A 12,968-nucleotide genomic window follows, 5' to 3' on the forward strand; every position below is an offset into this window, starting at 1 on the left:
ACGATGACCCTCGACCGCAAGCATCGGGCCGCCAAACTGGCCGAAATCCAAGCGCGTCCGTGAATAGGGCCGGTTAGAAAGGTAGCGTGTCGGAGAGCAGGCGAGAACAGAAGCCACTCTTGACATTTCGCCGGTCCGAACCGCTCCAAGGGCTCGGGAAAGTCACACAAATACGCTCCAACCTAAAATCGGGTGAAGCGTATCATATCAAAGTTAGCTTCAGATGAGATAATCAATGATGCATAAAGAAAGCTAGCAAAAGTATAATTGGAATTGGAACACCGATGAGCCACAAGAGAGCGCCTTTACCTAACCCAACTTGAACCTCCTTCACTTATCTAACTGCAACAACAGTCAAGGTAGAGCTTTGTTCCGTTTGCTGCTGCTGATGAAGGACAGGGCGGGCGGAACCCGTACCAATTAGACGACACGCCCGCTCAGTATCATTGGTCCTGACTGTCTTCCTCATAGCGATGATGCCGACGGGATCCATAGTCACCGCCATATCGCTCATCATCTCTGTGCCGACGCCGATCGTATCCATTGTCTCGACCATATTCGCGATGTCGGTGATACCCACCATCGCCCCGGTAATCCCGGCCGTCGCCTCTTTCAACCCGATCTCCGGTGTCGACACCTACCCCGTTCGGACCCAGGTAAATGCCCTGAGCGCTCGCACCTGAACACAGGCTCAACGCGGTCATTGAAGCCGCCGCCATGAGCCCAACTCGAATTATCTTCAACATTTTAAAACCCTCCAGCGTTTCGCGTCCCGGCAGACAAACGTCTCACCCTCCAGAAGGGTGCACAGGCGCCAAAGCATTCCGCGTCTATGGTCAACATCAGTGGTTGGCTCGTGAAATCTGCGCCTGTTTCCAGTCGACTTCTTCGGAGCTGCGCCGATCACCGAGACTCACGGGCAACGTGATCGGCTCGAGGCGGCATTGTCCTCGTTATCTGCATCGCCCTCGACCTTGAAGGAAGGGTTTCTGTGCTTTGTCGGCAACATGATGGCTCTGGGCCACACACCTGCGCAGGACGAGATCCTGAAGAACACCTACGCCAACCACGCTTTCGAGAACTTCGAGATTGCGGCCTATACGTCCCTCCTGGTCATCGCTGAAGCAGCGGGCCAATCGGCTCACCTGTCCGGCTTTCAGCAGTCACTCAGGGAAGAAGAGGCCATGGCCGAGAAGGTAGCGGCCCTGATCCGACCCACGACCCTTCGCTACCTCGAGCTTTCCACCTCGGGCCAGAAGGCTGATCGATAATAGCCCGGCTGCCGTTCCGAAGATCGTTCCGGGCGGAGCTGAGCTCAATCGACTTGGATGGCGCTACCTCGGCGTGAGCAACCCATTGAAGAACGCTGCGACGGCCTAGAACGTCGGCTGCAACGCGGCCTACCTGCTAGGTACGGGCGAACAGAGCCTGAGGCGAGCGCACCGTGCCACCCTGCTCCGGTAAGCGAATGCCGAGGCTCACCAGTTCAGCCAAGTTCCGCTGGAAGACCGCATCTGAGTTGGCTTATTTCGCGCCGGCAGGCTGCTGTATGCAGAATCGGAACAGCGCGAAGGGCTCGCCACGATCCTGCATTCAATCAGCTTTTCTCAACCATCATCGTTCACCTTCTGTCGATGAAAACGCAACTCGGCTTCCATAGCGCTTCACTCGCCTGTTCGGCACTGTTGTGCTTGCTCACGGATTTACCCGTTCTTGCAGCATCAGGCGATTGGCTGGTGAGCAAGGTCTCCGGCTCCGCCTGGGTCAATACCGAGGCCACTCGCAGGGAACTCGCTGTCGGTGCTTCGATTGAGTCGGGAGCCACAATTGTCACAGCCGAGCGGTCTCGCGTGATGTTGCTTCGCGGTACCGAGACCATGGTGATCGGGCCGGTATCTGTGGTTGCTGTCACAGAACACCCTGACGAGGATCTCTCCACAACAGTTTTGCAAAAAGCCGGGACGGTGTCCTTCGATGTGGAAAAGCGCAACGTGCAGCATTTCTCGGTTGAGACCCCAATGCTGGCCGCTGTCGTCAAGGGCACGCATTTCACGGTTGGGATCGGCCAGGTGTCAGGAGATGTGGCCGTTGCTCGCGGCACGGTGCAGGTGACCGCCTTGGCGAGCGGAGAGACGAGCGACGTTACCGCGGGCCAAAACGCCAAGGTGGGGGAACGAGGCATGTCTGTGTCTGGCACGGGTCGCCGTGCCGCCATGACCCGGACTGCTCCGAGAGCTGCCATCGTATCTCCCCTCTCGCAGGTCACACCGGCAACGACGGTCAGCATTTCGGAAGTGGCGGCGGCAAATAATGCGGCTGATACATCACGTCCAGTCACCAGTTCGCCGGGTCTGTTCTCGGCCGTCAGATCTATGGTCAGTTCTACCAGCACGCCGTCTGGATCCGTAGGCGGCTTCTTCTCAGCAAATCTTGCGGGAGATCATGCTTCGCATTCAAGCGGGAGCAGTCCGGCTTTTGGCAACGCGGTGGGACCGGCCACTACAAACGTCCGTTCATCAATGACATCAACTTCAGGGCAATCTTCCGCACTTGGGAGAGCGTCTTCGAACAATGGAAGTCCAAGCGCCAGCGGCAGCACGACCGGTGCTTCATCCGGGAGCTCGTCGGGGAAATCCGACAATGGCAAGGGCAATGCCGGAACGCCGGGCAACGGCGGCGCCAACAGCGGCAATGGCACTGGAAGCGCCGGATCCACGAGTAGCGGCAGCACGACCGGTGCTTCATCCGGGAGCTCGTCGGGGAAATCCGACAATGGCAAGGGCAATGCCGGAACGCCGGGCAACGGCGGCGCCAACAGCGGCAATGGCACTGGAAGCGCCGGATCCACGAGTAGCGGCAGCACGACCGGTGCTTCATCCGGGAGCTCGTCGGGGAAATCCGACAATGGCAAGGGCAACGGCGGCGCCAACAGCGGCAATGGCACTGGAAGCGCCGGATCCACGAGTAGCGGCAGCACGACCGGTGCTTCATCCGGGACCTCGTCGGGGAAATCCGACAATGGCAAGGGCAACGCCGGAACGCCGGGCAACGGCGGCGCCAACAGCGGCAATGGCACTGGAAGCGCCGGATCCACGAGTAGCGGCAGCACGACCGGTGCTTCATCCGGGACCTCGTCGGGGAAATCCGACAATGGCAAGGGCAACGCCGGAACGCCGGGCAACGGCGGCGCCAACAAGGGGAAGTAGCAACGGAAAAAGCGGCTGATCACCCTCTTTGGTACGGTGCGGATATAGCGGGGGCGTGAATGGCTAAGGTGGGCTTGCCTTTGCTACGGACAGCTTACTTGACGATAGGTAGGCTGACCATCTTTAGCTTTGTTGGCTTCCTCTTTCTCGCCGGCCTGCTTCATCCCCTGCAAGCGGTGCTGGAGGAACTGCATTTCAACGCCTTGTCCCGGCCCGTTAGTGGACACGTTTTGCTCGTCGACATCGACGCCCCCAGTATTCAAGCGCTTGGAGCCTGGCCATGGCGGCGATCCCGTTATGCAGAGATCCTCGACCGGTTGAGGGCGCTGGGAGCGGCCGAGGTCGCCTTCGATATTGACTTTAGTTCGCCGTCCGACGGCGACCAAGATGCGGCATTCGAGCAGGCTTTGAAGCGGGCTGATGGCCTCGTGACCTTGGCAGCCCTCAAACAAGTCGTCGGCCTCGATCAGGATGGCCGCAGTGTTCTGCTTGAAACCCGCCCTCTTGAACATTTCGCAGCTAACGGCTGGGAAGGCTCAGTCGGCGTCAGGCCCGATCCCGACGGCCGGATCCGCTGGTTCGATCAAGGTGAGGTGTTCCACAAGCGAAACGGCTTCAAAGATCAGCCGGATGTGAACGTAGAACCTGTGGCTTCACTTGCTAGCATCCTTGGAGCGGGTTCAGGGCGGGTTACGGACCGCTTCCTGATCGATTATGGGCTGGACATCGATGGCTTCGATCATGTTTCGATCAAGGACCTTTTGGACGGCAAGGTCTCAGAGGCTGAGGTGCGCAACCGTAAGGTGATCATCGGAGCCACGGCTGTCGAGTTGCGCGACTACTTTACCGTGCCTCGCTTCGGCCTTCTTGCAGGACCGGTGCTCCAAGCAATAGCAACAGAAAATCTGCTCCAGCACCGCACGCTCCAGCGTTCAGGATCGTGGTCCACGCTTGCCTGCAGTTTCGGCCTTCTTGGTCTCCTGTGCCTCGCCGGCCGCCGCCTGCCTTTTGCATTGTTCCTCTTGTCTTGTGCTGGCGTGGCGGTGGGATCCGAGGCCGTTGCAATTGGGGTTCAGTGGGTTTGGCCCTTTGTGCTTGTCACAGCTCCGATCCATGCCGGACTGCTCGGCCTCACCGGCCTCAGCGTAGCCACGGAAATCCATGAGCGGCGCATCGGTCTGCTAGCATCCCGTCGTCAGGCCGATCAGCTCCGTCTGATCCTCGATCGCGTCGTTGCAGATAATTTTGCGGGCATCGTCGTGGTGGATCAAAGCGGTCTGATCCGAGCCGCAAGTCAGGCGGCGAAAACGATGCTGGGCGATCATGCTCAGAAGGGTCCGAACTGCCGGTTTGACGTTTGGCTTCCAGAGCCGCTGGCCAACCTCATTCGCACGACGATCGCCCAAGCCGAGACCGAAGCTCCAGCGCCCAGCATTGTGGCGCAGGTGTCATGTGTGTTTTCAAACGGCCGGTCGGCTATTTTGGATTGTGTGACGACATTGTCTCGCACAAGTCAAACGACGGGAACGAGGAGATCCTCGATTAAAGCCGTCGCGATTTGCCTCACATTCCAGGACGTGACCGACCAGCGGGCCGCGCAAGCGCAAATTGCCGAGATGGCACGCGTTGATGCTTTAAGCGGGCTCGCCAATCGATATGTCCTTTTCGAACGCACGGACGCGATTATCAGTGAAGAGCAAGGCGGTGTAGCCGCACTGACGCTTTTCGATCTAGATCGGTTCAAGACCGTCAACGATCGGCTTGGCCATGCCGCTGGCGATCAACTTGTACGCGCTGTCGCAAACAGGGTTCGCGGTCTCTTGGAGCCAGGCGATGTGGCGGCGCGGCTGGGTGGTGACGAGTTTGCGCTGGTGTTCGTCCGGCGCTCGCGAGAGCAGACGATCGCTTTCATTCAGACACTTCAGCAGATCTTGATCGGTGTCTACGAGATCGGTGATTACCGAACTCAGGTGACCACGAGTCTTGGCCTCGCTTTTCATGATGGGCAGGATTCGGCAGAATGGATGCGTTGCGCGGACGCGGCCCTTTATGCTGCGAAGGCAGATGGGGGGAGCTGTGTCCGACTCTACGACGCAGAAATGCGAAAGCAGCGCGAGAATAGCAAACTGCTAGAGGAGGATCTACGTGACGCCGTGCAGCGACGTGCGTTCACCGTGGTCTACCAACGGCAGGTTGACATCCATCAAGGGAGCATTGTTGGGGTCGAAGCTCTTGTGAGATGGATGCACCCTGCGCGCGGGCCTATCTCGCCAGCCCTGTTCATTCCTGCCGCAGAGCGAACCGGGTTGATCAGGCCACTTGGGGCTTGGGTGCTCCGTGTAGCGTGCCAGGATGCGATGTCCTGGCCAGTTCCGATCAAAGTGTCGGTCAACCTTTCCGCCGTGCAACTTGCACAGGCTGACCTTGCCGACGAGATCCTGCACGTCCTTGCAGAAACTGGCCTCCCACCCGAGCGGCTCGATCTTGAGTTGACGGAGTCTATGCTGGTTGAAGATGGTATCAGCATCCAGAACACGCTCGGTCGACTTCGCGCGGCTGGAATCAAGTTGTCTCTTGACGATTTCGGGACGGGCTACTCGTCTCTGAGTTATCTGAAGCAATTTGCAATTGATAAAGTCAAAATAGACCAGTCCTTTGTCCGAGAGCTTCAAAGGGATGCTTCTTCAGTGGCGATCATTCGGGCCGTGACCCAGTTGGCCCGTGAACTTGGATTGAGAGTGAATGCCGAGGGTGTCGAAACGACCGAGCAGATGATGCTGCTCCAGATCATGGGCTGCGATGAGGTCCAAGGATATCTGCATGGGCGCCCCGAGAGTTCCGCTGCCCTACATCAGGCGCTCTTCGAGCAAGCCTCGGGCTTCACTCGCGATTTGAAGGCGGGTTGAGCCTGACTCCAATGGCGTGATCTTCACCCGTCAAACCGCTTCAATTTAGCCGCGTCGAGGGGCCGGCCATGCGGCGTGATCGCCGGCCTCAAGCCTCCCGACCTCACTGACGATGCGTGTGAGGCGGCGGCGAGCTTTCCATGCGTGTGGATCGGCGCGGGGTCCTGACGCCGATAGGCGCCGGAACTACCTGAATCATCGAAATCCGGCAGGGTCACTTGGCAATGCTATTTCACACAAGATCAACGCTGTTATGGCGCGAATCCTCCTCGCGCCAAAGAATCAGCTCAACCCCGATCAGGAAATCCCTCCCGAGTCACAGCCCTGGGCCCCAGTACTAGTTCAGGCCGGCCGAAATGCTGGTAAACTTAGTATTAAGCTTAGTTCCGATCGAGGTTAGGGCCGCGATGATGACAACGCTTATCAATCCCGCAATCAGGCCGTATTCAATGGCCGTCGCTCCAGACTCATTTCCGATAAATCGTGCGATAAGATTATTCATGACACTCTCCGACAGCACTCGTTCGCAACCCAATTACTCTTAGGGATGATAAAGGCCTAGAGCTGGCCGATTGCAGATGTCTTAATGGCATTGTCTATTTCGCGGAGCCATGTTAACATTTTCGCTAACAGTGAATTTTATTCTAAGTGGTCGAACCAATTTGAGTTGTATTTGCCACAATCTCTGTGGGTCTTGACAAATTCTCTCCGATTGCGGCTGATCCACTTCAACGTTGCCGGCACGGTGAGATCGACAGCGGTCATTGCAAAGCCCCGAGCCCCAAAACATCGAGATTAGGAGTGGGTCAGGCGCCTGGCCATGCGGCGTGATCGCCGGCCGTGACAAAATGGGCGTGCGGATGCTGTGGATGCTGGACATGATCGGCCGCTAGACCGTAGCGGCGGCGATGCGAGAAGCTATCGGGAGCAACACGGGCTTACTGTGGTGTCGCCGACACGCGAGCTCGTTGTTTACGATTTGTTTACGATTGAGAGCGAGCCGGGCGAAAGTTTATCCATACTAATGCTCTTCCGGAGGGGTCTGGGAGCTCGAATGTTCCAGTTCATCACCATCAGCAACGGTGCCGCAGTCGTGCAGCACATGACAGAGGGACACGTCTACAGATTTAAGCTGGCTCAGAACGGCGCCTGGGATAAGCTCTCGACCGTTCAAACCGAACACGGTGAGAACGCAACCGGCGCGCCAGAGGAGCACTTAGCTGGTGCCCTCGCATTTGCAGAAGAGGCGTCAAGCTCATGTTTCCGCTACGCTGAGGCGTCTGCGGTGACCTATCCGTCCCCATCCCGGCGGTTGCCGTTCCGCATCCTGCGTTCACTGTTTAAGTCGTCGAGATTAAGAATGGGTCAGGCGCTTGGCTATGCGACGTGATCGCCGACGGCTAAGCCTCCCGAGCTCACTGACGACGTGCAGGTGGCGGCGGGCTGCCCGATGCAGGCAGATTCTGCACTCCAAAAAAGGATGAGGGCTATCATTGCAAGCCTCAGGACACGATAGAGCCTGCGTCAACTTGTCGAACGATTTCGTACATTTTGAATTTAACACAGGTGGATCGGCAACCTGCCATATCCGGAGCATAGGGTGGCTTTCGATCTTTGCTCCCACAGCGCACATCGGGTCGAAATCCAGAGTGACGACGGTGACCACTTCAAGTTCGACGTTATTTTATCTCCTTCGGGTCAGCGCGAAGTGAAGATCGACGGTGCACGCTTGGAGCATGACTGCCACTCTGAAGGCAGTCAGAACATTCTAAACGAGGCGCTCCGGTTCGCGACTGCTTGCGCAAAGGATTGCGGCCTCACGTGAGCTGCCGTCGTGCTTGCGGCCGAGCCATTTTCGGCGGCCCGAACGCGATCGGATCCAACAATTCGTAGGTCGCCCGGGCTTCGCGCTCAGACAGACCTGACTGAACGACGCCATTGAGGATTAAGATCCGACCGCTTTGGGGATCTCGGACGGAGAAATCGTCGTTCCGAGCTTTGTGCACGTCGAAGGTCAAAACCATTTATCGCCCCTGTCGGCTCTGATGGGCCGCCACGTTGGAGGAGTTTAATTCATTGCGCAGCTTAGGGGGAGAGCGCCCCGCTGCACGAGGACGGTCGCGATCTGTCGCCCAGACCTGTGGCCATTCGGCTTACGCATCCTTAGCCATGCTGCGCAATTCGTCCCTGCACTGCGTGACGTTCCGAGTTCGCGAACACACTGCCGTCAATCTCACGCTCAAATGCACGTCAGCATCCGGGAGCGAACAGGTGACGGTCCGTCGGCGCGGGGAAACAAAGCCCTTATCCATCGCAGCACATACGCCGCCTGTCTCTGATCAGGAGCAGGCCTCGCAGGCAGAGGTGAACCACTGGAAGAAGAAAGCTGAGCAGGTCGAGCGCTTGGTCAAGCTCGGCAGTTTCGAACTGGAATTCGACACGGGCCTGCTTTCCTGGTCGGACGGAACCTACGCGATTTTTGGATTGCCCCCCGGAACGCCCATCACGGTCGCGCAGGCGATCGAATTCTATGACATCGAGACGCAAGCGTTGATTGCGGATCGGATCGAAATCGCAAAACAATCGGGCGAGCCGTACGACCTGACCGTTCCGTTTCAGGCTCGTGGAGGTCGAACCGGTTGGGCGCGGATGATCGCGCAAGTGGAAACGATCAATGGTTCGGCACGCCTGTTCGGCGTCATCCGAGATATTTCGCGGGAGCGCGACGCCGAGGAGCGGCTCCGTCAGCAAGCGCACGGGGACGTTCTAACCGGCCTTCCGAACCGCCGCGCCTTTCAGCTGTATCTCGACCAGGTTTTCGAGGAGGTCCGACAAGGCGCGGCCATGGCGTTGTGCATCATCGATGTCGATCACTTCAAGATGACCAACGATCTTCATGGCCACGCCGTTGGCGACAAGCTATTGCAGGCGATCGGGCATCGCTTGTCTGCGACCGTTCGCACGATCGACTTCGTTGCGCGCCTGGGCGGTGACGAGTTCGCGGTCGTACTGCATGGAGTGCGCGACAAAGCCGAACTTCGACAAAGAGCATCGGGCATCGTCGAAGCAGCGCGCCAGCCCCTCACGGCGGACCAGATCGTGGTTGAACCCTCCATCAGTGTCGGAGCGTGTCTCCTCGGACCGAAAGTGAAGGGCCTTGATGCGGCTTTGAGGCAGGCTGATATCGCCTTGTACAAGGCCAAGCTGAACGGGCGCGATCAGTTCTGTCTGTTCCAGCCCAGTTTCCGACGCGAGGTCGATGACCACGGACGCTTGCTGGACGAGGTTGGGATCGGGCTGGCCCGCAACCAGTTTGAGGTCCATTACCAGCCGATCGTCGATCTTCGGACGCAAATCGTTCGGGGGTGGGAAGCGCTCGTGCGCTGGCGCCATCCGACAAAGGGGCTCCTTGCGCCAGCTCGCTTCATGGCGGCCCTGATGGATCCCAAGGCGTCTGTAGCGATCGATGACTTCGTCCTTGCCAAGAGCCTGCTTCAGATGAGGCAATGGCTCGACGGGGGTATACCCGTAACCTGTGCCGGCGTGAACGTCTCCGACGCGCAGCTGAAGCGTCCGGACCTCGTGCCGACGATCATGTCGCTGCTGCAGGCCAACGATCTCACGCCCGATCGGCTCAAGATCGAGGTGCTGGAGACGGCGTTCGTGGGCCAAGCCACGAAATCCGTCGCCGCGACCATTGATCGGCTCGCTCGCTTAGGTGTCGTCAGTGCCTTGGACGACTTTGGGACTGGTCATGCGTCTTTGATCCATCTCAAGCAGTTCAGGGTGGAGCGGATCAAGATCGATCGGTCGTTCGTGGCCAACCTCGGCAAGAACGGCTACGACCAAGCGATCGTCCGCTGCATGATCGCTCTCGGCCGTGATCTTGGCATCCGGATCACGGCGGAGGGGATCGAGACCGTCGAGCAACTCGAGATCTTGCGTCGTCTTGGCTGTGATTGTGGGCAAGGATATCTGTTTGGTCGCCCCATGCATCCGGACGACGTTCCTGACTTCCTGGTCCGATGGCATGACGGGGCTGCTGCAAGTCTATTGGGTCAGGCGGACGCAGTCACCCGCTCGTCTCTGCGAGTCGTATGAATAACGCTCCTTAAAGTCGGAACTCCTTCGCAAAGCCAGATAAGTTCGTCGTTGAATACTGCCGATGCTCGAGGCAGCGGCCAGTTTCACCATCCATTCGGTCGGACTTTCGGCGATAAAGCAACCTTATCGCTGACGGTCAGTTTGTCAGGTGAGCCTGGGCGACGGCCTTGTTGAACAGCGTCTGCAGGGCGGTCGAAATGTCATCGCCCGTGTTGACGACGCTGTAGAGCCCGCTAGAGGCGCAGGCCTGGAGTGTCGGGCCGATGTTGGCCTGGAACGGCTTGACGTTGGAATTATAGAAGCTGTTGGTCGGTAGTGGATTGTAGTACGTGTAGAGGATCGCGATTTTGACTCCCCGTGCTTTGAGGCTCGTGCAGCCCGATCCGCCCATGGCGTAGATCTTCCGGCCGCCGTTGCTTTCATCAACGACCCCGTCTGTCACGATGAAGAGTGTCTCCTGCGGGCTGTCTCCTGCGTTGTTGGTCCCGAGGCCGGCCGTCGGGATGGTGGCATTGGCGGTCTGGATCGTCGATGCCCAGCTGGTATCCTGGTCATTGTCGTTCACGCTGGAGGTACGCCAGCTATTCTTGTAGACTGTCAGCATCGAAATGTTGGCGGCCTGCTGCTGCACCGTCGTCAGGTTCGAGGTGATCGGCTGAATTTGCGAGAACTGGTAATCGAAGCTCCATATCGCCATGCGGTAATGCGCTGAGTTCTGCGACATGATGTTGGACGCATAAGCCGGCAGAGCCTGAGCAGCCTGCACGACCAAATCCATGCGCAGTGTTACGCCCAGGTTGCGGGCCAATTGATAGTTGTCGATGCCGCCGGGATTGCCGAGGTTGTCGGCGCCTGGGTTCGTCTGATGACAGGCAAAGGCGCAGCCCCCTTGCGAGGACGTATGTGAGACCATCGTGGAGATGCCGGCGGAGGTCGCGGCGATCGCCATCGAAGGTGAGGTGTCGAAAAGAAGGTAGAAGTCGATGTTCGGCGCCGTGGTTGAGGAGGCCGTGGCCTGGCCTGCCAGCGCGAGGTTTGTACGTCCCAGAACACCGGCGAACGCGTTGGCGGACTGCGCTTGATAAGTCAGGAGCGTGGTGCGGGTGGTGCCATTCACGCCGGCGACGTCTGTCACGCTCACGGAGACGTTCGAACTGAGGCTCGTGCCAGGAAGTGATCGTGCCTGACCGGTGAAGAAAGCCACAGCGGCGGCTTTGGCGACATCGGCGGTCTTCGTCATCATCGCAGCATTGACAGTAAGGAGAGCAGCGCCGTCCGCGAAAGCGTTCAACTGCGCCCTGCGGCGCGTAGCCGAAACATAGTCGAGGCCCATGCCTGTCCCGAACACGACCGGAACGGCCACGAGACAAAACATGATCGCGACATTTGCGGACCGGTCGGCCGCGAAGCGTCGGAAAAGGGACCGCTTCATGAAACACTGGCTCTTTTTCATGATCGCCATCTCCTTTTGTTCAGTTTCGCGAGGCCTACTGAAGATCGACAGTGGCCGAGAGGCGCGGGCTCATATAGATTTTGCTGTTGAGGGTCTGGCTTGGAATGAAGGCCGACCCGAATGTCGGTGTGTAGGCATAGATCGCCTGGCCCAGGATCGCCGACGTGCCTGCCGGCACGACACCTTGGGGAACGCTCACGGTGGATCCCGCCGTCAAAGCCACGGCGTTCGAGGCTTTGCTCCAGGTAACGGTGGTATTGCCATTTGCGTCGGCGGTGATTTCAGAGACGATGATTCCTAAAGGAGCTGTCGGCAGTGGTGCTATTGTGAGTGCGGCCGCGTTGAGGACCGTCGTCACTCCACTCGTGGAGATCTGCGCGACTTGGCTCGTCAGATCGGCAGCCGCGCGTGCCACGCGGACGATTTTCCGTGCCGCGGCAAGTTCCTGCCCGAGTTCCATCCCTCCGAGGAGGAGCGCGAGCGCCACTGGAAGCACGAGAGCGAACTCGATCGCGCTCGTGGCGGACCGGTCACGACCGAACCGCCTCACTGGTACGCCTCGGTCCTCAGTACGCTGTTGGCGCTTAATTGATGGACGGTGGCCGAGACATTGCCCAGCGTCCCCATCGGCATGCCGACGACAGGCCACATGTAGGCCATACGGACAACAACGACGTTGCCCTGAGATCCCGGCGCGTACCCCCAGGCGGTCCCGACGTTGCCTGAGCTGTCGACCGTGATGGTTGGGGTCGATGTCGTGAGATTATTGAAATCCGAATAGGCCGCGACGTCGACCCAAAGACGATTGCAGGAGAACAGGCTCGGTAGCGAGGTGCAAACACTGGTCTTGAAAAGCGTCGCGTTCAACGCAAGCTTCTGTGTTGATCCGGTCATCAATCCGCGGGCCGTGTCGTCGGCGTAGTTTTCCAGGACGGCATCTGCGAAGTAGAGGATGGCCACTTGAATCATAAAAAGGAGGAGTGCGACGAAGGGTATGCCGACGAGAGCGAACTCGACTGCGCTGGCGCCTTCATCACTCCGTGCAAACAAACTTAACGACTTACAAACTACCCGATTCCGCCTCATCCGAACTTTTTACAGCCAAAACGTATCTGATTCCTTGACTGGTGTTTTAGGCGCCTGGCCAAATACATCCAGGGCAAGACACAGGATGCCGTAACGCGCGGCCCTGATGTCTAACCCACCTTATTCACTGGCCTGCTGATGGGAAGGTGGCGGACGTAGCGTATCGTCTTGAGGCAGCGTAGGATTTGGGTGCTTAGACCAACCCCACATCCG

9 protein-coding genes and 1 pseudogene are annotated in these 12,968 nt (G+C 58.5%); 5 read left to right on the top strand and 5 right to left on the bottom strand.

Annotated elements, in window-relative coordinates:
- Nucleotides 1-334: 334 nt before the first annotated feature.
- Nucleotides 335-616, bottom strand: a complete 282-nt coding sequence (locus tag M8523_RS34245) for a hypothetical protein (RefSeq protein WP_282589295.1) — start codon at nucleotides 614-616, stop codon at nucleotides 335-337.
- Nucleotides 617-902: 286 nt separating this feature from the next.
- Between M8523_RS34245 and M8523_RS34250 the strand changes: the two are divergent.
- The 3 genes and pseudogenes from M8523_RS34250 to M8523_RS34260 all read left to right on the top strand — a co-directional run.
- Nucleotides 903-1,271 (top strand): annotated as a pseudogene (locus M8523_RS34250) (DUF892 family protein); the annotation flags it as partial.
- Nucleotides 1,272-1,634: 363 nt separating this feature from the next.
- Nucleotides 1,635-3,206 (top strand): FecR domain-containing protein, encoded by a 1,572-nt coding sequence (locus tag M8523_RS34255; protein ID WP_282589296.1) that lies wholly within the window; start codon nucleotides 1,635-1,637, stop codon nucleotides 3,204-3,206.
- Nucleotides 3,207-3,304: 98 nt separating this feature from the next.
- Nucleotides 3,305-6,112 (top strand): EAL domain-containing protein, encoded by a 2,808-nt coding sequence (locus M8523_RS34260; protein ID WP_282589297.1) that lies wholly within the window; start codon nucleotides 3,305-3,307, stop codon nucleotides 6,110-6,112.
- Nucleotides 6,113-6,449: 337 nt separating this feature from the next.
- On the opposite strand, the gene M8523_RS34265 is transcribed toward M8523_RS34260, so the two are convergent.
- Complete coding sequence (locus tag M8523_RS34265; RefSeq protein ID WP_282589298.1) at nucleotides 6,450-6,614, bottom strand: Flp family type IVb pilin; 165 nt, start codon at nucleotides 6,612-6,614, stop codon at nucleotides 6,450-6,452.
- Between the two features lie 552 nt (nucleotides 6,615-7,166).
- On the opposite strand from M8523_RS34265, the gene M8523_RS34270 reads away from it, so the two are divergent.
- Together M8523_RS34270 and M8523_RS34275 are read left to right on the top strand one after the other, a co-directional pair.
- On the top strand, nucleotides 7,167-7,502 hold the full coding sequence (locus M8523_RS34270) for a hypothetical protein (protein ID WP_282589299.1): 336 nt from the start codon (nucleotides 7,167-7,169) through the stop codon (nucleotides 7,500-7,502).
- A gap of 881 nt (nucleotides 7,503-8,383) precedes the next feature.
- A complete protein-coding gene (locus M8523_RS34275; protein ID WP_282589300.1) occupies nucleotides 8,384-10,213 on the top strand; it encodes a putative bifunctional diguanylate cyclase/phosphodiesterase in 1,830 nt (609 codons plus the stop codon).
- 139 nt (nucleotides 10,214-10,352) lie between these two features.
- On the opposite strand, the gene M8523_RS34280 is transcribed toward M8523_RS34275, so the two are convergent.
- The 3 genes from M8523_RS34280 to M8523_RS34290 are packed head-to-tail and all read right to left on the bottom strand — an operon-like array spanning nucleotide 10,353 to nucleotide 12,755.
- Complete coding sequence (locus tag M8523_RS34280) at nucleotides 10,353-11,669, bottom strand: TadE/TadG family type IV pilus assembly protein (RefSeq protein ID WP_282589301.1); 1,317 nt, start codon at nucleotides 11,667-11,669, stop codon at nucleotides 10,353-10,355.
- A 34-nt stretch (nucleotides 11,670-11,703) separates the two neighbouring features.
- Nucleotides 11,704-12,219 carry a TadE/TadG family type IV pilus assembly protein gene (locus M8523_RS34285; RefSeq protein WP_282589302.1) on the bottom strand — a complete coding sequence of 172 codons (516 nt, stop codon included), beginning with the start codon at nucleotides 12,217-12,219 and terminating at the stop codon, nucleotides 11,704-11,706.
- Entirely contained in the window at nucleotides 12,216-12,755 is a 540-nt protein-coding gene (locus M8523_RS34290) for a TadE/TadG family type IV pilus assembly protein (protein ID WP_282589303.1), read from the bottom strand. The genes M8523_RS34285 and M8523_RS34290 overlap by 4 nt, the downstream gene beginning before the upstream one ends.
- Nucleotides 12,756-12,968 lie beyond the last annotated feature (213 nt).

The organism is Lichenifustis flavocetrariae (assembly GCF_026130545.1).
GTDB lineage: Bacteria > Pseudomonadota > Alphaproteobacteria > Rhizobiales > Beijerinckiaceae > Lichenihabitans > Lichenihabitans flavocetrariae.

Bases quoted from the DNA above. Each gene is read 5' to 3' on its own strand.
- M8523_RS34255 (WP_282589296.1), top strand. From the start codon at position 1,635: ATGAAAACGCAACTCGGCTTCCATAGCGCTTCACTCGCCTGTTCGGCA.
- M8523_RS34265 (WP_282589298.1), bottom strand. From the start codon at position 6,614: ATGAATAATCTTATCGCACGATTTATCGGAAATGAGTCTGGAGCGACG.
- M8523_RS34270 (WP_282589299.1), top strand. From the start codon at position 7,167: ATGTTCCAGTTCATCACCATCAGCAACGGTGCCGCAGTCGTGCAGCAC.
- M8523_RS34280 (WP_282589301.1), bottom strand. From the start codon at position 11,669: ATGAAAAAGAGCCAGTGTTTCATGAAGCGGTCCCTTTTCCGACGCTTC.
- M8523_RS34290 (WP_282589303.1), bottom strand. From the start codon at position 12,755: ATGAGGCGGAATCGGGTAGTTTGTAAGTCGTTAAGTTTGTTTGCACGG.